This window comes from Marixanthomonas spongiae, from assembly GCF_003095375.1.
GTDB lineage: Bacteria > Bacteroidota > Bacteroidia > Flavobacteriales > Flavobacteriaceae > Marixanthomonas > Marixanthomonas spongiae.
In genome coordinates this window covers 143,767-162,782 of record NZ_QEHR01000001.1, presented here as the reverse complement: position 1 = coordinate 162,782, position 19,016 = coordinate 143,767, and the positions used below count along the sequence as shown (strand labels likewise).

19 protein-coding genes are annotated in these 19,016 nt (G+C 41.5%); 15 read left to right on the top strand and 4 right to left on the bottom strand.

The annotated features are described in order from the left end of the window. Window positions 1-19: 19 nt before the first annotated feature. Both DDV96_RS00785 and dnaG read left to right on the top strand, forming a co-directional pair. Window positions 20-1,090 carry a nucleotide exchange factor GrpE gene (locus DDV96_RS00785; protein ID WP_240607648.1) on the top strand — a complete coding sequence of 357 codons (1,071 nt, stop codon included), beginning with the start codon at window positions 20-22 and terminating at the stop codon, window positions 1,088-1,090. Window positions 1,091-1,214: 124 nt separating this feature from the next. Further along, the gene (dnaG, locus tag DDV96_RS00780; protein ID WP_116692834.1) at window positions 1,215-3,197 is read left to right on the top strand and encodes a DNA primase; all 1,983 of its coding nucleotides are present in this window, start codon (window positions 1,215-1,217) and stop codon (window positions 3,195-3,197) included. A 4-nt stretch (window positions 3,198-3,201) separates the two neighbouring features. Here dnaG and DDV96_RS00775 read toward each other — a convergent pair whose 3' ends face one another. Continuing rightward, window positions 3,202-3,837, bottom strand: a complete 636-nt coding sequence (locus DDV96_RS00775) for a response regulator (RefSeq protein ID WP_116692833.1) — start codon at window positions 3,835-3,837, stop codon at window positions 3,202-3,204. Between the two features lie 146 nt (window positions 3,838-3,983). Next, entirely contained in the window at window positions 3,984-4,778 is a 795-nt protein-coding gene (nadE, locus tag DDV96_RS00770; protein WP_116692832.1) for an NAD(+) synthase, read from the bottom strand. A 146-nt stretch (window positions 4,779-4,924) separates the two neighbouring features. Here nadE and gldB point away from each other — a divergent pair, with 146 nt between their 5' ends. Genes gldB through DDV96_RS00755 form a run of 3 tightly spaced genes read left to right on the top strand, consistent with a single transcriptional unit; the run spans window position 4,925 to window position 6,581 of the window. Further along, window positions 4,925-5,881, top strand: a complete 957-nt coding sequence (gene gldB / locus DDV96_RS00765; protein WP_116693179.1) for a gliding motility lipoprotein GldB — start codon at window positions 4,925-4,927, stop codon at window positions 5,879-5,881. Next, window positions 5,881-6,216, top strand: coding sequence for a gliding motility protein GldC (gldC, locus tag DDV96_RS00760; protein ID WP_116692831.1), 336 nt, complete (start codon window positions 5,881-5,883; stop codon window positions 6,214-6,216). The genes gldB and gldC overlap by 1 nt, the downstream gene beginning before the upstream one ends. Continuing rightward, window positions 6,216-6,581, top strand: coding sequence for a GTPase (locus DDV96_RS00755; RefSeq protein ID WP_116692830.1), 366 nt, complete (start codon window positions 6,216-6,218; stop codon window positions 6,579-6,581). Before gldC ends, DDV96_RS00755 begins: the two co-directional genes overlap by 1 nt. Here DDV96_RS00755 and yihA read toward each other — a convergent pair. Then, window positions 6,556-7,161 (bottom strand): ribosome biogenesis GTP-binding protein YihA/YsxC, encoded by a 606-nt coding sequence (gene yihA, locus DDV96_RS00750; protein ID WP_116693178.1) that lies wholly within the window; start codon window positions 7,159-7,161, stop codon window positions 6,556-6,558. The genes DDV96_RS00755 and yihA overlap by 26 nt on opposite strands. A gap of 5 nt (window positions 7,162-7,166) precedes the next feature. Next, window positions 7,167-7,931 (bottom strand): alpha/beta fold hydrolase, encoded by a 765-nt coding sequence (locus tag DDV96_RS00745; RefSeq protein ID WP_116692829.1) that lies wholly within the window; start codon window positions 7,929-7,931, stop codon window positions 7,167-7,169. Between the two features lie 318 nt (window positions 7,932-8,249). Between DDV96_RS00745 and mraZ the strand changes: the two genes are divergently transcribed. From mraZ to murG, 10 genes are all read left to right on the top strand, one after another. Next, a complete protein-coding gene (mraZ, locus tag DDV96_RS00740) occupies window positions 8,250-8,723 on the top strand; it encodes a division/cell wall cluster transcriptional repressor MraZ (RefSeq protein ID WP_116693177.1) in 474 nt (157 codons plus the stop codon). Next, entirely contained in the window at window positions 8,710-9,606 is an 897-nt protein-coding gene (gene rsmH, locus DDV96_RS00735; protein WP_116693176.1) for a 16S rRNA (cytosine(1402)-N(4))-methyltransferase RsmH, read from the top strand. Before mraZ ends, rsmH begins: the two co-directional genes overlap by 14 nt. Continuing rightward, window positions 9,606-9,923 (top strand): FtsL-like putative cell division protein, encoded by a 318-nt coding sequence (locus DDV96_RS00730; RefSeq protein WP_116692828.1) that lies wholly within the window; start codon window positions 9,606-9,608, stop codon window positions 9,921-9,923. The genes rsmH and DDV96_RS00730 overlap by 1 nt, the downstream gene beginning before the upstream one ends. A 2-nt stretch (window positions 9,924-9,925) precedes the next feature. After that, window positions 9,926-11,926: a penicillin-binding protein gene (locus DDV96_RS00725; RefSeq protein ID WP_116692827.1), complete on the top strand. Its 2,001-nt coding sequence runs from the start codon at window positions 9,926-9,928 to the stop codon at window positions 11,924-11,926. Further along, window positions 11,923-13,386 (top strand): UDP-N-acetylmuramoyl-L-alanyl-D-glutamate--2,6-diaminopimelate ligase, encoded by a 1,464-nt coding sequence (locus DDV96_RS00720; RefSeq protein ID WP_116692826.1) that lies wholly within the window; start codon window positions 11,923-11,925, stop codon window positions 13,384-13,386. Before DDV96_RS00725 ends, DDV96_RS00720 begins: the two co-directional genes overlap by 4 nt. 2 nt (window positions 13,387-13,388) lie before the next feature. Continuing rightward, complete coding sequence (gene mraY / locus DDV96_RS00715) at window positions 13,389-14,624, top strand: phospho-N-acetylmuramoyl-pentapeptide-transferase (RefSeq protein ID WP_116692825.1); 1,236 nt, start codon at window positions 13,389-13,391, stop codon at window positions 14,622-14,624. A gap of 61 nt (window positions 14,625-14,685) precedes the next feature. Continuing rightward, window positions 14,686-15,048 (top strand): four helix bundle protein, encoded by a 363-nt coding sequence (locus DDV96_RS00710; RefSeq protein ID WP_116692824.1) that lies wholly within the window; start codon window positions 14,686-14,688, stop codon window positions 15,046-15,048. Next, the gene (gene murD, locus DDV96_RS00705; RefSeq protein WP_116692823.1) at window positions 15,041-16,411 is read left to right on the top strand and encodes a UDP-N-acetylmuramoyl-L-alanine--D-glutamate ligase; all 1,371 of its coding nucleotides are present in this window, start codon (window positions 15,041-15,043) and stop codon (window positions 16,409-16,411) included. Before DDV96_RS00710 ends, murD begins: the two co-directional genes overlap by 8 nt. Before the next feature lie 20 nt (window positions 16,412-16,431). After that, window positions 16,432-17,625 carry an FtsW/RodA/SpoVE family cell cycle protein gene (locus DDV96_RS00700; RefSeq protein WP_116692822.1) on the top strand — a complete coding sequence of 398 codons (1,194 nt, stop codon included), beginning with the start codon at window positions 16,432-16,434 and terminating at the stop codon, window positions 17,623-17,625. Between the two features lie 226 nt (window positions 17,626-17,851). Then, window positions 17,852-19,015, top strand: a complete 1,164-nt coding sequence (gene murG / locus DDV96_RS00695; protein WP_116692821.1) for an undecaprenyldiphospho-muramoylpentapeptide beta-N-acetylglucosaminyltransferase — start codon at window positions 17,852-17,854, stop codon at window positions 19,013-19,015. Window position 19,016: the final 1 nt, after the last annotated feature.

Below are 19,016 nucleotides of genomic sequence, written 5' to 3'. Positions count from 1 at the left end.
GCACTAAACCAAGCACATTATGAAAATTTTTATGTATTGTACCGTTGTTACGGTATGGGTGCTGACTATTGTTTCAGCCCAAGCACAAGAAAACGATGCAGCCAATGCTATTGCAATTTTAAAAGCTGCTCAAGAACAAATTATAGCTGAAGAAAAAGAAGCACTTACAAACGAAGTGGAGAACATCAACCAGCGATTGGAACAAGACGAAATATCCATAGCCGAAGCCAAAGGTTTAAAAGAGCAGGCCGCCGAAAAACGCGCATTGAACATTGAAAACCGCTTGGCCATTATCGATAATAAAATTGCGCTGCTGGAGCGCAATGGAAAAATGGAAGAGGCGGAAGGTTCGTCAATATCAATAGGTGTGGGTAGTCTCGATCAAGACAACGATCGTGTTTTTGGCATAAAAGTACGGGAAAGGGGGACCGCCAAGAAAAGAAAGTATGACCGTAGAACAACAAGTGCTTTTGTCTTTGCTTTTGGTTTAAATAATGTGATGACAGAAGGGGAGTCCCTGAACGATTCAGACTTTAAAATTGGTGGTAGCCGTTTTGCTGAAATTGGCTGGGCTTGGCGAACACGGGTATTTAAAAACACCAATTGGTTTCGGGTAAAGTACGGTTTTTCTTTTCAGTTTAATGGATTGAAACCTACCGATAACAGATACTATGTGGACACTGGCGACCAAACCGAACTTCAGGAATTCCCATTGGATTTGGATAAGTCAAAATTCAGGATGGACAACTTGGTGTTTCCGGTGCATTTTGAATTTGGACCTTCAGAAAAAATAGAAAAAGACGGTTATTTTAGATACAATACCTACAATAAAATCAAAGTCGGTCTTGGTGGTTACGCAGGGTTTAATCTTGGTTCGCGTCAAAAGCTGAAATATTCAGAAGACGGTGAAGATGTAAAAGAAAAGTTGAAAGCAAGTTATAACACGAACAACTTTATTTATGGCCTTAGTGGATATTTAGGATGGAAATGGGCAGCTGTATATGTGAAATACGACCTGAACACTATTTTTAAGGACAATCCAATCGATCAAAGAAATATTTCTTTAGGCCTTCGTTTTGACGTAGATTAATACCTTGAATAGCCATGTTTTTAAAAGCTTCTTTTTTCTGAAAAGAGGCTTTTTCGTTTTCTGAAACTAAATCCTAAAAGCGATTACCAATTTATTATATTTGTTTTTATAAACTTCCTGAAGTTTGATCTCAAAAACCACCATAGACAATGTGTTTGATACCGCTCGGGTAGAGGAGGTAATAGGCGATTTTGTGCAATTAAAAAAATCGGGCAGCAATTTCAAGGGGCTCAGCCCGTTTACCGATGAGCGCACGCCCAGTTTTATGGTGTCTCCGGTAAAACAGATTTGGAAAGATTTCAGTAGCGGAAAAGGCGGCAACGTGGTCGCTTTTTTAATGGAGCATGAACATTTTACCTATCCCGAAGCCATAAAATACCTCGCCAAAAAATACGGGATCGAAATTGAAGAAACCCAACAGACGGACGAGCAAAAAAAACAAGCCAACGAACGCGAAAGTTTGTACCTCGTTAGCGAGTTTGCCAAAGAGTATTTTAAGCACGTACTGTTTAAAACCGAAGAAGGAAAAGCCATTGGCCTGAGTTACTTTAAAGAACGCGGCTTTACCGAACAAACCATTAAAAAATTCGATTTGGGGTTCTCCCCCGATAGCTGGGACGCCTTTACCAACCACGCCATAAAAAAAAGATACAAACTCGATTATCTTGAAAAAACCGGGTTAACAATCGTTAAAGACGATACTTCAACAGGCACAGCAACCAAAATGTTCGATCGTTTTAAAGGCCGGGTCATGTTCCCTATTCGCAGTATGAGCGGCCGTACCTTGGGTTTTGGTGGCCGTATCTTGACCAACGACAAAAAAGCGGCAAAATACCTTAACTCTCCAGAGAGCGATATTTACCACAAAAGCAAGGTGCTGTACGGGATTTACCATGCCAAACAAAGCATTGCTAAAGAGGACAACTGTTATTTGGTTGAAGGCTATACCGATGTCATCCAGTTTCACCAAACAGGGATCGAAAATGTGGTTTCCTCCTCCGGAACGGCATTGACACCAGAACAAATTAGGTTGGTAAACCGATTGACGCAGAACATCACCGTGCTTTTTGACGGGGATGCGGCAGGATTGCGGGCTTCGCTTCGAGGCGTGGATTTAATATTGGAGCAGGGAATGAACGTAAAAATATGTACGTTCCCTGAAGGTGAAGACCCAGACAGTTTTTCGCGGAAAAATTCATTGGAAGAATTAAAGTCCTATTTAGAGGAAAAATCTCAAGATTTTATTTCATTTAAGGCGTCATTGCTGGCTTCAGAAGCAAAAGACGACCCCATTAAAAAAGCCGATACCATTCGCGATATGGTCGTGAGTATTTCAAAAATACCCGATGTGATCAAGCAAGAGGTGTATATTAAAGAATGTGCCCGGATTATGGATATTTCCGAAGCGGTGCTTTTCAACACCCTCGCACAGTTGCTTCAAAAAGAGCAACGGGATGCTTCACGGAAGAAAAGAAGTGAGAAAAAAACCATGGAGGTGGTCGCTTCAGAAAAAAAACCGGTCGAAAAAGTTGATGCGCAGTATGAGCTGGAACGCAAAATAATTGAATTGTTGTTGCTGTACGGCCCAAAGGAAGAAGATTTTGAGGAATTGATTTTAGAAACTGACGAAAAAGGAGAAATTGACTTTAAGCCAGAAACTCAAACCAAGACGGTGTTTCGGAAAATATATTTAGACCTTCAAGAAGATGAAATTGAGTTTACCAACGATGCCTTTAAAGAACTTTACACCGCTATAACCGACCGTTTTATGCGTGAAGAAGATTTAAAGGTGGATGATTTTGTGAAGGTTTTGGAACCCGAAAAAGCGCATGCCGTGACCGATATTTTAATGGAAGAAGAAAAATACAGCCTGCACAATTGGGAACGCAAGGAAATTTATGTGAAGGAAAAAAAGCATTCAGTTTCGCAAATAGTGAGCGAAACCATATTAAACCTTCGGCGCGAATTGATAAACCAGAAAATAAAAGAGCTTTCGGAAACCATTAAACAGCAAGGGCCTGATGATGAACAAGTAAATCTTCAGGATGTTGTGGACTATATTACTTTAAAAAAACTTCTTTCGGAAAAACTGCGAAGGGTTGTATAAAACCTTATCCAAACTGAAACATACGCGATTGATGGATCAAATCGGCCAGGTTATCTACTTTGAGCTTTTTGAGTAACCTTGTTTTATAGGTGCTTACGGTTTTTTCGTTAATGTTAAGCGCGTTGGCGATGTCTTTGTTGCGTTTTCCTCTTGACAGCAAGTTGAGCACTTCAATTTCCCGAGATGAAAGTTTTTTGTACCGGCTTATGGCGCTGCTTTCGCCCACATTGCGGCTGGTAAAAGTAGAGGTGAGCTCTTCGTTAAGAAAAATGCCGCCCTTGGCGATCTTGGTCAATGCTTCCACAAACACTTTTGTAGATGCCGTTTTGGGCACATACCCTGCGGCTCCAGACTTAATGGCCCTAAGTGCGTAGATTTCTTCTGGATGTGTAGAGAAAATCAATACCCGTGTTTGCGGAAATGACTCTTTAATGCTGCGCAAAGCATTAATGCCATTTATTTGCGGCATGTCTATCTCCATGATCAAGATGTCCGGGTTGTGGTCTTCTAAGCTCTTGTACAGCTCCTCCCCATTGTTGGCTTTTGCAATAATGGAAAACTCGCTTTTTTTCTTTTTCAACATACAAGAAATCCCTTTACGGGTTATTGGATGGTGATCTGCAATGACAATTTTTTTCATTAGTCTTTTATTAATGTTCCCTATTATAATTTTGTAAAGGAGCAAAAAGTGTGAGGTCTGTAATACTAATACTACAAATCAAAACTAAAAAAAAGATTGCCAGCGTTGCAGATTATTCGTTCAACGTACAGAATACTCGTTGAATTTTATAAAATCTTGTAGGAATTTGGGGTAATGCACACAGGAATGGGCTTCATTTTGTGTTGGTTGGCTTTATTTAGCTGTAAGTAAATGTTGAAGACCGTTTGTTTTCTGCCCTCAAAATCGCTAGGTTTCTTGCCTTTGTTTTCCATGGCCATCGCCCATTCCAGCTCGTCATAACTGGCGCCTATTTGGTCTTCATCGGTACGGTTATCGCCAAAAAGCCCATCGGTAGGTGGCGCTTCTAAAATGGAGGTGGGAACCTTAAGGTAGTGTCCCAGTTCATAGACCTCGCTTTTTAACAAATCGGCCAACGGGCTTAAATCTACCCCGCCATCGCCGTATTTGGTAAAAAAACCTACTCCAAAATCCTCTACTTTATTTCCGGTTCCGGCAACAAGGTAGCGGTGTAGCCCAGCAAAATAATACAAAGTGGTCATACGCAACCGGGCTCGCGTGTTGGCAAGTGCCAAATTTAAATTAGGATCTTCATGGCTCTGGGGTACTTCATTTTTAAACTGTTCAAAAACAGAAGTGAGATCAACCGTTACATCACTTACATTGGTGTAGTTGCCCTTCAAAAAAGAGATATGTTCTTTTGCTCTGTTTACTTGGCTTTGAGCTTGGTGTATGGGCATTTCCAAGCAAAGGGTTCTAAGGCCTGTTTTGGCACATAGGGCAGAGGTGACCGCAGAGTCAATACCACCACTAATGCCTATGGTAAAACCATCCATATTGGCGTTGGTGCAATATTCTTTTAGCCATTGTACTATGTGGTCTGCTACTTTTTCGGTTCTCATGCGCTGGTGTTGTGGTAGTTTTTTATAGGCTAATGCCAAAAAGCGATATTTTGAACTATAAAGCCTACCTTTGCACACAAAAATAAGCTAAAGTTAAAAGTAAAAAAAACCGATGGCGTTAAACCATCGCCAAACTATAGATGTATATGAAATACTACCTATTGTTATGTGCAGCCGTGCTTTTTATGGCATGCGATTCAAAAACCCAAAAGGAGAAAGAAATCGAAGCCATTCCAGTAGATGTGGAAGTGGTTCGTTTTGACAAAGCTTTTGCCGCTGCAACAATACAAGATATCCCGAAGCTTAAAAAAGAATATCCCTTGTTTTTCCCGAAACAATTTGCCGATAGCGTTTGGGTGAACAAGGTACAAGACACCCTCCAACATCAATTGGAGACCGAAGTGTCCAAAAAATTTCCAGATAATGCTGAAATTGAAGACGAGCTTACTCCATTGTTTCAACACATAAAATATTATTTTCCAGACTTCAAGGTGCCAACGGTCTATACGGTAACTTCAGATGTAGATTACAATAACAAAGTAATAGCCACAGATACGATGTTGGTTGTAGCCTTGGATGCCTATTTAGGGAGTGATCACCGTTTTTACGAAGGTATTCAAAAATACATAGCCAACGATTTAAAACCATCTCAATTGGCGCCCGATGTAGCTTCGGTTTACGCCCGGCAGCTCATTGCAAGACCACAAAAACGCACGCTTTTGGCGCAAATGATTTTCTTCGGAAAAGAGCTGTATTTAAAAGACCTTTGGCTGCCCAAAACCCCCGATTCCGAAATAATAGGCTATAGCGAAGCCGAAATGTTGTGGGCGCAGGATAATGAAGAATACATGTGGCGGTATTTTGTGGAAAAAGAACTGCTGTACAGCACCAACCCCAAACTACCAGCCCGTTTTATAAACAAAGCGCCGTTTTCAAAATTTTATTTGGAAATCGATAACGAATCCCCAGGAATGTTGGGGCGATACCTGGGCTGGCAAATTGTACAAAGCTATATGGAAAACAATTCGGTGAGCCTTAAAAAAATGCTTCGGGAACAACCGGAAACAATCTTTAACAATTCAAAATATAAACCTAAAAAGTAATGACGAAACGTACTTCAGAAATCAACATACACATCGATCTTGACGAAAATAAAGTCCCCGAGAAATTACAATGGTCTGCACCAGACGGCGGTATGACCAACGAAGAAGCAAAAGCCATTTTTTTAAATGTTTGGGACAGTGAAAAACGGGAGTCGTTGCGTATCGATCTTTGGACCAAAGATATGCCGCTGGACGATATGAAAATTTTCTTCCATCAAACCTTGAGCGCCATGGCCGATACCTTCGAGCGTGCAACAAACGATAAAAAGATGAGTGCCACCATGCGCGACTTTTGCGATTATTTTGCTGAAAAGTTAGAGCTTAAAAAAGAATAATGCGGCTCATTTTTGTGTATAATGCAGATTCAGGTAAACGAAATGCTTATTTAGATAGCGTGCACAAAATTGTAAGCCCTTCAACCTATAATTGCAGTCTTTGCGAGTTGACTTACGGTTTTTTTTCAGAAAAGAAAACTTGGAAACGATTTCGGAAGCAGGAAAATGTGGCAATGGATTTTTACCATAAAGATGAGTTTATAAAGGAATTCAAATCAAAATGGTTGCCTAAATATACCTTCCCAATTATCCTTTTAGAAAACGGTGGTGAATTAAAAATTTTTCTTTCTTCGGAAAAATTAAATAAGATAGAAACTGTTGAAAGTCTGGTTAAAACAATCAAGAAAGGTCTAACGCCGCATTAACCTGCTCAATATAATTCAAAACTTCGTCCCGTCCAGTGGCATGGGTCGATGAGGTTACAAAATACTGTGGCATTTCCACCCAAGATTCAAGCATTTTTTCTTGATAAGCTTTTAGGTTTCGCTCCAAGGCTTTGGGCTTTAATTTATCGGCTTTTGTAAAAATAATGGCAAAGGGCAGTTGGTTTTCGCCCAGCCATTCCATAAACTCAAGATCTATGGTTTGGGGTTCGTGACGGCAATCTACCAATACAAAAGCTGAAACTAATTGCTCCCTGTTTTTAAAGTATTCGGTAATAAACTTCTGGAACGTTTTTTTGCTTTTTTTGGAAACCTTGGCATAGCCATAGCCGGGCAAATCGACCAAATGCCAGTTTTTGTTGATCAAAAAATGATTGATAAGCTGTGTTTTGCCGGGACGGCCCGATGTTTTTGCAAGATTCTTGCGTTGCATCAGCATATTGATCAACGAAGACTTACCCACGTTAGATCGGCCAATAAAAGCATATTCGGGCAACCGCGCTGTAGGGCATTTTGCGACGTCGCTATTGCTCATTACAAATTCTGCAGCTTTAATCTTCATGGTGCTTAAAAGTTCCTCTTTTGCAGCCAAGCGTACAATAGTTTGTTAAACTCCTCTGGATGTTCCATCATGGCGGCGTGCCCACATTTATCGATCCAGTATAAATCGGAGTCTGGCAAGAGTTCATGAAATTCGGTGGCAACTTCTGGAGGGGTTACATTGTCGTTTTTTCCCCAAATAATACAAGTTGGCGTGGTCATCTTGGGCAGGTCTTTCGCCATATTGTGTCTAATGGCGCTTTTGGCAATAGCCAGGGTGCGTATCAATTTGTTTCGGTCGTTGACCGATGCATACACCTCGTCCACAATTTCTTTGGTGGCCACAGCGGGATCGTAAAACACGTTTTCCGCTTTTTTCTGGATGTAATCGTAATCACCTCGTTTAGGGTAACTTTCGCCCATAGCGCTTTCGTAAAGGCCAGAGCTTCCGGTTATCACAAGGGCTTTTATTTTTTCAGGATAAAGCTTGGTGCAAAGCAGGCCAATGTGGCCGCCGAGCGAATTTCCCAAAAGGATTACTTTGTCGAACCCCTTGTGGTCTATAAACTCGGAAACGTATTTTGCAAAATTCTTGACATTTGTCTTTAATAAGGACATCGTGTAGATTGGCAGCTCCGGAATTAAGATTTTGTAGCCTTTTTCGGGGAAAAAATCGGTAACTCCGTCAAAGTTGCTCAATCCGCCCATAAGGCCATGTAAAACAACAACTGGCGTGCCTTCGCCTTTTTCAATATAGTTGAATTTCCCTTCTTGGTGTAATTGGTTTGCCATTCAATGCTGAAATTATAAGAAACAAAAGTAATCAAAATTATACAACCATGGTGTTTTGTTAAAAGGCAGTGTGTTATTTGGTTTAAATTATACCTGTAACAATATTAATACGAAACCCAAAAAACCCCGACACGCTTTTTTAAACAACGGGCAATTGGTTAGCGAGCCGTTGCCGTAGAAGGTTATTAACATGCAAACCGCTTGTGTGGCCTAACATCCTGCAGGTGGTAAAACTTATCAACAAAGTGGTAAAAAGTGGTAAAAAGTGGTAAAACTTCTTTATATTTGAAATTGATAATAGCCAAAAGCAACCCCTTAGTGCTCAATTTAATAGGTACATACGAATGCAAAGCAGACGCGAAAGGACGGGTCATGATGCCGTCTGCGCTAAAAAAACAGTTGGCGCCGGTAAGCCCTAATGGCTTTGTGGTAAAACGGGCGGTCTTTCAGCCCTGTTTAGAGCTGTACCCCATGGAAGAATGGAATGCGTTGATGGCCAAGATGGGTAAGCTGAACCGCTTTAACCGCAAAAACAACGATTTTATCCGTCGTTTTACTGCCGGTGTTAAAACGGTGGAATTGGATGCAACGGGCAGGTTGTTGATACCAAAAGACCTGATGTCCTTTGCTGGGTTGAGCAAAGAACTGGTGCTTTCTTCGGCAATAAACATTGTGGAAATTTGGGACAAAAATAAATACGAACAAGCCATTACCGATGCTGCCAGTGATTTTGCCGATCTGGCCGAAGAGGTAATGGGCGATGCCAATGACGATGACCATGGAATATCATAATCCAGTGTTGTTGACCGAAACGGTCGATGGGCTCAACATAGACCCCAATGGGGTGTATGTAGATGTAACCTTTGGCGGTGGCGGGCATTCGCAGGAAATACTAAGGCGTCTTGGCGACCATGGAAAATTGATAGCCTTTGACCAAGATAAGGATGCGCTTGAGAATGCTATCGACGACCCTAGGTTTTTATTGATTAATGAAAATTTCAGGTTTCTCAAGCGCTTCCTACGGTTTTATGGGCATACACAAATTAGTGGTGTATTAGGTGATTTTGGGGTTTCGTCGCATCAATTTGATGTTGCCGAACGTGGTTTTTCCACCCGGTTTGAAGCTGATCTTGATATGCGAATGAATCAAAATAGCGAGTTTTCGGCATATAACGTGGTCAATAATTACAGCGAAAAAAAGTTGCGGGACGTGCTCTCGCAATACGGAGAATTAAGGGCTGCGGCCGGAATGGCGCGCGTACTGGTAGAAGCAAGGCAGCACGGAGAGATAAAAACCAGTGAAGAATTAAAAAATGCATTGGGACGATTTCTTCCGAAACATCGGGAAAATAAAATCTTGGCCCAAGTATATCAAGCCATCCGCATTGAAGTGAACCAAGAACTGGAAGCCCTTAAGGCGTTTTTGTTGCAAACACAGGAAGTGATAAAACCCGGCGGCAGGTTGAGCTTGATAAGCTACCATTCGCTGGAAGACCGTTTGGTAAAACGCTATATGAGGGACGGTCAATTTGAAGGCCAGCCCGAGAAAGATGTGTTTGGTAGGGTGGACCTTCCGTTTAAGCCGGTTGGGAAATTTATAACCCCTTCCGAAGCAGAAATAAAACAAAACAACCGTGCCCGGAGCGCAAAACTACGGGTAGCAGAAAAATTATAATGAAGAAGAATTTGTACAACATCATAAAAGGAAAGTTTCTGGTAAACGATGATGCGCTTAAAAATTGGCGCTTCATCTTTTTTCTGTCCCTATTGGCGTTGGTGATGATTGCCAGTTCGCACAGTGCCGATAAAAAGGTGTATCAAATTGCAAAATTGAGCAATGAGGTTAAGGAGCTTAAAAGCGAATACCTCGACATCCGAAAACGGTTGATGCAGACCCGGATGGAAAGTAAAATTGAAACGGCGATGGCCAAGCGGGGGTTAAAACCTTCGGTAACACCGCCACAAAAAATAAAGATTATAAACAACGAATAACGGTGGCCACAGCGGAAAAGAACATATTAAACCGCCTTTATGTTATCGCAGGATGTATGTTCATCTTTGCGATTGCCGTAACCGTCAAATTGGTCAATATCCAGTTTGTGGAAGGGGAGAAGTACCGTGAATTGGCCCACAATAGCACGACCCGAAATTTTACGATCCCCGCCAACCGGGGCAATGTATATGCCGAAGATGGCAGCTTGTTGGCCACATCGGTTCCAAAATACGATATCCGGTTTGATGCCGTAACGGTTTCTTCTGAAAATTTCAAAAACAACATCGTTCCGCTTTCCAAAGAAATGGGAAAGATGTTCAACCGCCCGGCTTCGTATTATCAAAATGTCTTCAGAAAGGCACGAGCCAATAAAAACAGGTACCTGTTAATTGCCAAGAATTTGGGTTATTCCGACTACATAAAACTAAAAAATTTCCCGCTTTTTAAAATGGGGCCTTACAAAGGAGGGATCATCGTAGAGCAGCGCACCGTTCGCGAGCATCCCTTGGGAAAAGTTGCCGAACGTTTGGTAGGCGACCAAGTAAACAACCAGCCCGGCGTGTATGAAGTAGGTTTGGAAGGTGCCTTTGATGAATATTTACGTGGAAAAGAGGGGAAGCGTCTCAAACAAAAAATAGCCCGGGGTCAATGGAAACCTGTTTTTGATGAAAACGAAGTGGAGCCGCAAGATGGCTATGACGTGATTTCAACTATCAACGCCAACATTCAGGATATTGCACACCACGCCTTATTAAAACAAATGGAACATTACGAGGCCGAACACGGCTCCGTGATCGTGATGGAAGTAAAAACCGGTGAAATAAAGGCGGTGGCCAACTTGGGCCGGACTTCTAACGGAAATTATTACGAAAAGTTGAATTATGCCGTTGGCGAAAGCCACGAACCGGGCTCTACCTTTAAGGTCATGGCGCTGATGGCCGCTTTGGAAGACGATAAAATAGATACATCGACGGTGGTAGACACCAAAAAAGGCCGAAAAAAGTTTTATGGTCGTTACATTCACGACTCCAAACACGGCGGATATGGCGAAATTTCCGCGGCCAAAGCATTGGAAGTTTCCTCAAACATTGGTTTGGCCAGCATCTTGGATGAAGCGTATTCTGGAAACCCCAACCAGTTTATCGATCACTTAAAGCGATGGCATTTAGATAAGAAAATTGGGATTAAAATAAAAGGCGAAGGAACACCTGTAATCCCCGAACCGGGACACAAATTGTGGAGCAAAAATGCCCTCCCGTCTATAGCTTATGGATACAATTTGCGGTTAACGCCTTTGCAGACTTTAGCTTTTTACAATGCCATTGCCAACGATGGAGTACTGGTAAAGCCCCGTTTCATTAAAGAAATACGAGCGTGGAACAAAAAAGTGGATCAATTTGAAACCCAGGTGGTCAATAAGCAAATTTGTTCAGAAGAAACACTGCATGAAATTCGCGATATTCTCAAGAATATAGTGAAACGAGGCACGGGTAGGCCGCTTTATTCCAAGTATTTTTCCATGGCAGGAAAAACCGGAACAGCACGTACCGAATATTGGGAGGACGATTGGGCACAAAACCGAAGGTACATCTCGTCTTTTGCAGGCTATTTTCCGGCCGAAAAACCGAAATATTCTTGCATTGTGGTCATACACAAGCCCAGCATTAAAAAAGGCTATTACGGAGCCGACGTTACCGGCCCGGTATTCAAGCGTATCGCACAAAAGATTTTTACCGATTCGCCGCTAATTGCCGAAGTGGCAAATGTAAATAAAGAAGACCCCCTTTTGGAAAAAGATTATGAAACCTACTATCCAAAAGCACAAGCACATTACACCAAAGTCCCCAATGTGAAAGGAATGGCGGGGATGGACGCAGTCTCTTTGCTGGAAAACTTAGGCTTAAAAGTGCAAATAGTTGGAAATGGCACCGTTGCGGATCAATCCATAAAATCTGGAGAGACGTTGAAACACGGACAACAAATAACCTTGAAATTATCGTGATTGTACTAAAAGACATATTGTACAGGATACCTATTGAAAAAACAATAGGAAGCACCGGTGTGGCCGTGCGGAATATTGAATTCGATTCACGAAACGTTGGCCTCAACGATGTTTTTGTTGCCATAAAAGGAACGGTTGCAGATGGGCACGATTATATTTTAAAAGCTTCGGAACAAGGAGCGTTGGTCATTATCTGCGAAACACTTCCCAAAACGATTATCAATGGAATAACATATATTCAAGTGGCCGATACGCACAAAGCCTTGGCTTTATTGGCGGCAAATTATTATGAAAATCCTTCAGAAAAATTAAAACTGGTGGGTATTACCGGCACCAACGGAAAAACCACTATTTCAACTTTGTTGTACGATCTGTTTGCCGCTGCCGGTCATAAAACAGGGTTGATTTCCACTGTAAAAGTTATGGTGGACGATACGCGTTACGAGGCAAAACGCACTACACCAGATTCGCTTACTATAAACCAGTATTTGCAAGAAATGGTCGAGGCTGGGGTGGAATATTGCTTTATGGAAGTGAGCTCGCACGGCATCCATCAAAAACGTACCGAAGGCTTGCATTTTGCAGGCGGGATTTTTACCAACCTCACGCACGAGCATTTGGATTATCATAAAAATTTCAAAGAATATCGGGATGTGAAAAAGCAGTTTTTCGACCAATTGCCAAAAACGGCTTTTGCCTTGACCAATGGAGATGATAAAAACGGAGGCTTTATGCTCCAGAACACCCGTGCAAAAAAATATACCTACGCCCTTAAAACCCATGCAGACTACAAAGCCCAAATATTGGAAAATAATTTTACCGGCTTATTGTTGAAAATTAACAACAATGAAATATGGGTAAAATTAATTGGGACCTTTAACGCCTATAATATGCTGGCCATTTTTGGAGCTGCCGACATTTTAGGAATGGAAACGATGAAACTGCTTCAGCTCATGAGCACGTTAAACAGTGTGGACGGCCGCTTTCAATATATGGTTTCAGAAAAAAAGATTACTGCTATTGTTGATTATGCACATTCGCCCGACGCCCTAAAAAACGTATTGCAAACCATTAACAGCATCCGCACCGGAAACGAAGACTTAATAACCGTAGTTGGCTGCGGCGGCGACCGTGATGCGACCAAAAGACCAATTATGGGCAAAATTGCCGCCACTTTGAGCACGAAAGTGGTGTTTACGAGCGACAACCCCCGAACGGAAAATCCTGATAAAATTATAGAAGAAGTGGAAGCAGGCGTCCCTGCCGAACATTTCAAAAAAACCGTTTCCATAACCAATAGAAAGCAAGCGATTAAAAGTGCCTGCCAGATGGCCAATGAGAACGACATTATACTAATTGCCGGAAAGGGGCATGAAACCTATCAAGAAATAAATGGCGAACGAATAGATTTTGACGATTTTAAAATTGTAACCGAATTTTTAACCGCTTTAGATAAATAACCATGCTGTATTACTTGTTTGAATACTTAGAAAAAGAATACCAGCTTCCGGGAGCGAGCCTTTTTGGGTTTATTACGTTCCGAGCGGCTTTGTCGGTTATTTTATCCTTGTTTATTGCAACGGTTTACGGAAAAAAAATCATCAAATACCTACAGCGCCAGCAAATGGGGGAACAAATACGTGATTTAGGGCTAGAGGGCCAAAATGAAAAAGCAGGAACCCCAACCATGGGTGGCATCATCATTATTTTGGCCACCTTGATCCCCGTTCTCTTGTTCGCTAAACTGGAAAACATCTATGTGATCATGTTGATCGTAACCACGATCTGGATGGGAATCATTGGTTTTATAGACGATTATCTTAAAAAGTTTAAAAACGATAAAGCCGGATTGCCAGGGAAATTCAAAATAATTGGACAGATAGGCTTGGGGATATTTGTTGGTGTGACCATGTATTTGCATCCCGGCGTCACGGTAAAGCGCAAAACCATTCCTGCCACGGACAGTACAGAACTTGTAGCGGCAGATAAATCAAAAAAAGAATTTAGCCCTGAAGAAAAAACCCTGTTGACCACCATTCCTTTTGTTAAGGAAAACGAGTTTAATTATGAAAAATTAATCAGTTGGGCAGGCGAAGAATACACCAAATATGTATGGGTCATTTTTATTCCAATCGTAATTTTTATCATCACTGCTGTTTCAAACGGTGCCAATCTCACGGATGGAATCGATGGTCTGGCAGCTGGGTCTTCGGCTATTATCGGGATTACCCTCGCCATTTTCGCTTGGGTTTCCGGTAATGTTATTTTTTCAGATTACTTGAATATTATGTACATACCAAATACGGGAGAACTCACTATTTTCATAACAGCTTTTGTAGGAGCACTCATCGGATTTTTATGGTACAACGCCTATCCGGCCCAAGTATTTATGGGAGACACGGGGAGTCTCACCATTGGAGGGATCATCGCTGTTATGGCCATTGCTATCAGGAAAGAGTGGTTAATCCCCATTCTCTGCGGAATATTTTTGATGGAAAACCTTTCAGTAGTGCTACAAGTAGGATGGTTTAAATACACGAAGAAAAAATTTGGTGAAGGGAAACGCATTTTCAGAATGTCGCCTTTACATCATCATTATCAAGTAAAAGGGTTTCACGAAAGTAAAATTGTGACCCGGTTTTGGATTATAGGAATTTTCCTAGCGATTCTGACTATTGTGACGCTTAAAATTAGATAGACACGAAGTACGATTTATGAATGACGATTTACGAATGAGGGATTTGATTTAATTGAATTTAATGAAAAATGAATTAAAAAAAAGAATGTTTCGATTTGCTGTAGATACTGGAAAATTATGTACAAAGTTTCCTTTATCGAGAGAATACAATGCGTATTGCAACCAGTTAATTAGAAGTTCAAGTTCAGTTGGAGCAAATTATCGGGCAGCGTGTAGAGGGAAATCTGATAGGGATTTTTTGAACAAGTTAAAAATTGTTGAAGAAGAAGCTGATGAAAGCATGTTCTGGTTAGAAGTCCTCTTGGAAATAAGTGATAAGGAACACCAAGAAATAAAGCGATTACACAGTGAAGCAAATGAATTGTTATCGATTACAGTCGCATCAATAAAAACTGTAAAAAGTAGTATATATCGTAATGTGTAAATCGAAAATCGAAAATCGAAAATCGAAAATCGCTCGGTTAGTGATTTTAGGAGCCGGTGAAAGTGGAGTAGGAACCGCACTATTAGGAAAGAAAAAAGGATTTGAAGTCTTTGTTTCAGACTTCGGGCAACTAAAAGAAACGTACAAACAAGTTCTTGAACATCATGAGATTGAGTGGGAAGAAGGGGGCCATACGGAAGAAAAGATCCTTTCGGCAACCGTGGTAATGAAAAGCCCGGGGATTCCCGATACGGTACCAATTGTTAAAAAGCTGAAAAATGAAGGAATTAAAGTGATTTCTGAAATTGAATTCGCTTCAAAATTTACCGATGCTACCATTGTAGGGATCACCGGGAGCAACGGAAAAACCACAACAGCGACCCTCACCTATGAAGTGCTCAAAAACGGTGGCTTAAACGTTGCATTGGGCGGCAACATAGGAAAGAGTTTTGCCGAACAGGTTTCTGAAGAAACATTTACAAACTATGTGCTGGAGCTGAGCAGCTTTCAGTTGGACGGAATTGAAACCTTCGCTCCGCACATAGCTGTTTTAACAAATATAACGCCCGATCATTTAAATAGGTATGACCATGATTTCAGCAAGTATATCGCAGCAAAATTCAGGATAGCGATGAATCAAACGGCTGACGATTACTTCATTTACGATGCAGATGATGAAGTGATCACAGAATGGCTTTCGGAACACCCGCTGCAATCTCGATTACTGCCTTTTTCAGCAAAGAAAGAACTGAAGCAAGGCGCTTATATAAAAAACAACGAAATAATACTAACAATAGATAACAATAAATTTACTATGGCAATAAAAACTATTGGGTTACAGGGAGAACACAATACAAAAAATGCAATGGCGGCTTCTACTGTCGCTAAACTGCTGAAAATACGAAAGGCGACAATTCGTGAATCCATGGAACGATTTCAGGGTGTGGAGCACCGGCTTGAAAAAGTATTGAAAATAAACAACGTGATGTACATCAACGATTCTAAGGCCACCAATGTAAATGCCACATTTTACGCATTGGACAGTATGGAAAGCCCAACGGTCTGGATCGTGGGCGGCGTGGACAAAGGCAACGATTACACCGATTTATTGCCATTGGTTAACGAAAAAGTAAAAGCAATTGTGTGTCTGGGCGTCGACAATGAAAAACTGACCAAACAGTTTGGGAACATCGTCGATATGTTGGTGGAAACGCAATCCATGCAGGAAGCGGTTAAAATCGCATATCGCTTGGCAGAACGCGGGGATAATGTACTTCTTTCTCCAGCCTGTGCCAGTTTCGACCTGTTCACAAATTATGAAGATAGGGGAAGGCAATTTAAAGAAGCAGTAAGACAATTATAAATAAGAAGACGGAAAAATCAATGCGGCAAATATTTCAACATATAAAAGGCGATCGGGTAATATGGGCCATTGTGGCGCTATTGGCCGTATTTTCCTTTTTGCCTGTGTATAGTGCCAGTAGTAATTTGGCATACCTGTACGGCGATGGAAACACCTTGCCCTACTTGTTGAAACATTTGGCACACCTCTTGTTGGGATTCGCCATTTTATACGGGATCCATAAAATACCCTTCCATTACTTTAGGGGCTTGTCCATTATTGCATTACCGTTGGTTATTGTGCTGTTATTGTTGACCCTGGGGCAAGGAACGACCATCGACGGCGCCAATGCCAGCCGCTGGATACGCGTACCATTTGTTGGGGTAACCTTCCAGACTTCTACCTTGGCTGCTGTTGTGTTGTTAACCTATGTAGCGCGGTATTTATCTAAAATAAAAGACAAAACCGTAACCTTTAAAGAAACGTTGCTTCCGCTTTGGTTACCGGTATTTATTGTATTGGCGTTAATACTTCCAGCCAATTTTTCGACTACGGCGATTATATTTGCGATGGTCGTAGTACTGGTATTTGTGGGAGGATATCCAATAAAATATTTAGGTGTCATTTTAGGCGCAGGTTTACTGTGTTTAACTTTATTTGTTTTAACCGCAAAAGCATTCCCGGGCGTGTTTCCCAATCGGGTTGATACGTGGATTAGCCGGGTAGAAAACTATGCCGACGGGAAGGACACCGAAGCCGATTACCAAATTGAAAAAGCCAAAATCGCCATTGCTTCTGGCGGCATTTCAGGCTTGGGCCCCGGAAAGAGCGTTCAGAAAAACTTTTTGCCACAGTCCTCCTCCGATTTTATTTACGCGATTATTGTAGAGGAATTTGGTTTGGTAGGCGCCATGTTCTTAATGTTTTTATACCTGTTTTTACTGTTCAGGTTGCTCATTGTGGCACATAAATCCAGTTCTGTTTTCGGAACACTATTGGTTATAGGGGTAGGCTTGCCCATCGTGTTTCAAGCTTTGATCAATATGGCCGTTGCCGTAGAGCTGTTTCCAGTAACAGGACAAACCCTACCGTTGATAAGTAGCGGGGGAAGCTCCATCTGGATGACCTGCTTGGCCGTGGGTATGGTATTGAGCGTGAGTGCTAACCGGCAAATAAAGAAAGAAAAAGAAGAAAGTGAGGAAAATCCGCTTGATATTTTAAGCGAAACAATTTAAATAAAATATGAAATGCGAATGACGCGGTACGAATGACGAAGTTGTAAATACGAAGTACGAAATATGAAATACAAAATATAGATAAGAAATAACGGATAAAGTTAATTGGAAAAGATAATTTGAACAGCAACCTGTTAAAACGCAGAGCCCAGTAAAATCGAAATTCGAAACTCAGCCTGCTGGACGCGTAGCTCAAAAATTGAAAAAAAGACAATAAATAGAAATCATTAAACAAAACAAGTCAACATATCGATTCATTATCAGCGGTGGCGGAACCGGCGGGCATATCTATCCTGCCATTGCCATTGCAGATGAACTTCGGCAGCGGTATCCCGAAGCAAAATTTCTGTTCGTAGGCGCCAAAGACCGTATGGAGATGGAAAAAGTACCGCAAGCTGGTTATGAAATTGAAGGCTTGTGGATTTCAGGATTGCAACGAAAATTAAGTTTAAAGAACCTGATGTTTCCCTTTAAATTGATATCAAGCTTGGTAAAATCGAGAAAAATAATTAAAAAATTCAAACCCACAGTGGCCATTGGCACAGGCGGATATGCCAGCGCTCCGCTTTTGCGAACTGCCTCGCATGAAGGGATTCCTTGCGTTATTCAAGAACAGAACAGCCATGCGGGAATCACCAATAAATGGCTGAGCAGCAAAGTGCAAACCATTTGCGTGGCCTATCAAGGTATGGAGCAATTTTTCCCTGCTGAAAAAATAGTGCTGACCGGAAATCCAGTTAGACAGGATTTATTGAATATTTCCAGCCCACCTGCCGGCCCGGATGAGAGCGTCAGACGAGCCGACAAGACAGGAAAAAGGAGCGAAGCGCACCAATTTTTCAACCTTGATTCCAGTAAAAAGACATTGTTGGTCTTGGGCGGAAGTTTGGGCGCAAAAAGAATAAACCAATTGATCGATACGTCTCGTTCGTTTTTTGAAGAAAAGCATGTTCAGGTAATTTGGCAGTGCGGCAAGCTTTATGAAGAACTTTATAAAAGTAAAACCTCAGGATTAATACAGGTTCATGCGTTTTTAAACAGAATGGATTTGGCTTACGCAGCGGCAGATTTCATTATTTCAAGGGCTGGGGCACTTTCGGTTTCTGAATTGTGCTTGGTAGGCAAACCGGTGATATTTATCCCGTCACCCAATGTCGCCGAAGACCATCAAACCAAGAACGCCCAAGCGGTTTCAGAAAACAATGCCGCAATTTTATTGAAGGAAAATGAACTGGAAGACCGTTTTGAAGCTGAATTTTCAGCGTTGCTTGCTTCTTCGGCAAAACAAAAACAGCTTTCAGAAAATATCCAAAAAATGGCCAAGCCCAATGCCACCAATGATATTGTTGCAGAAATTGAAAAATTAATTCCTGAAGATACTAGAGAATAAC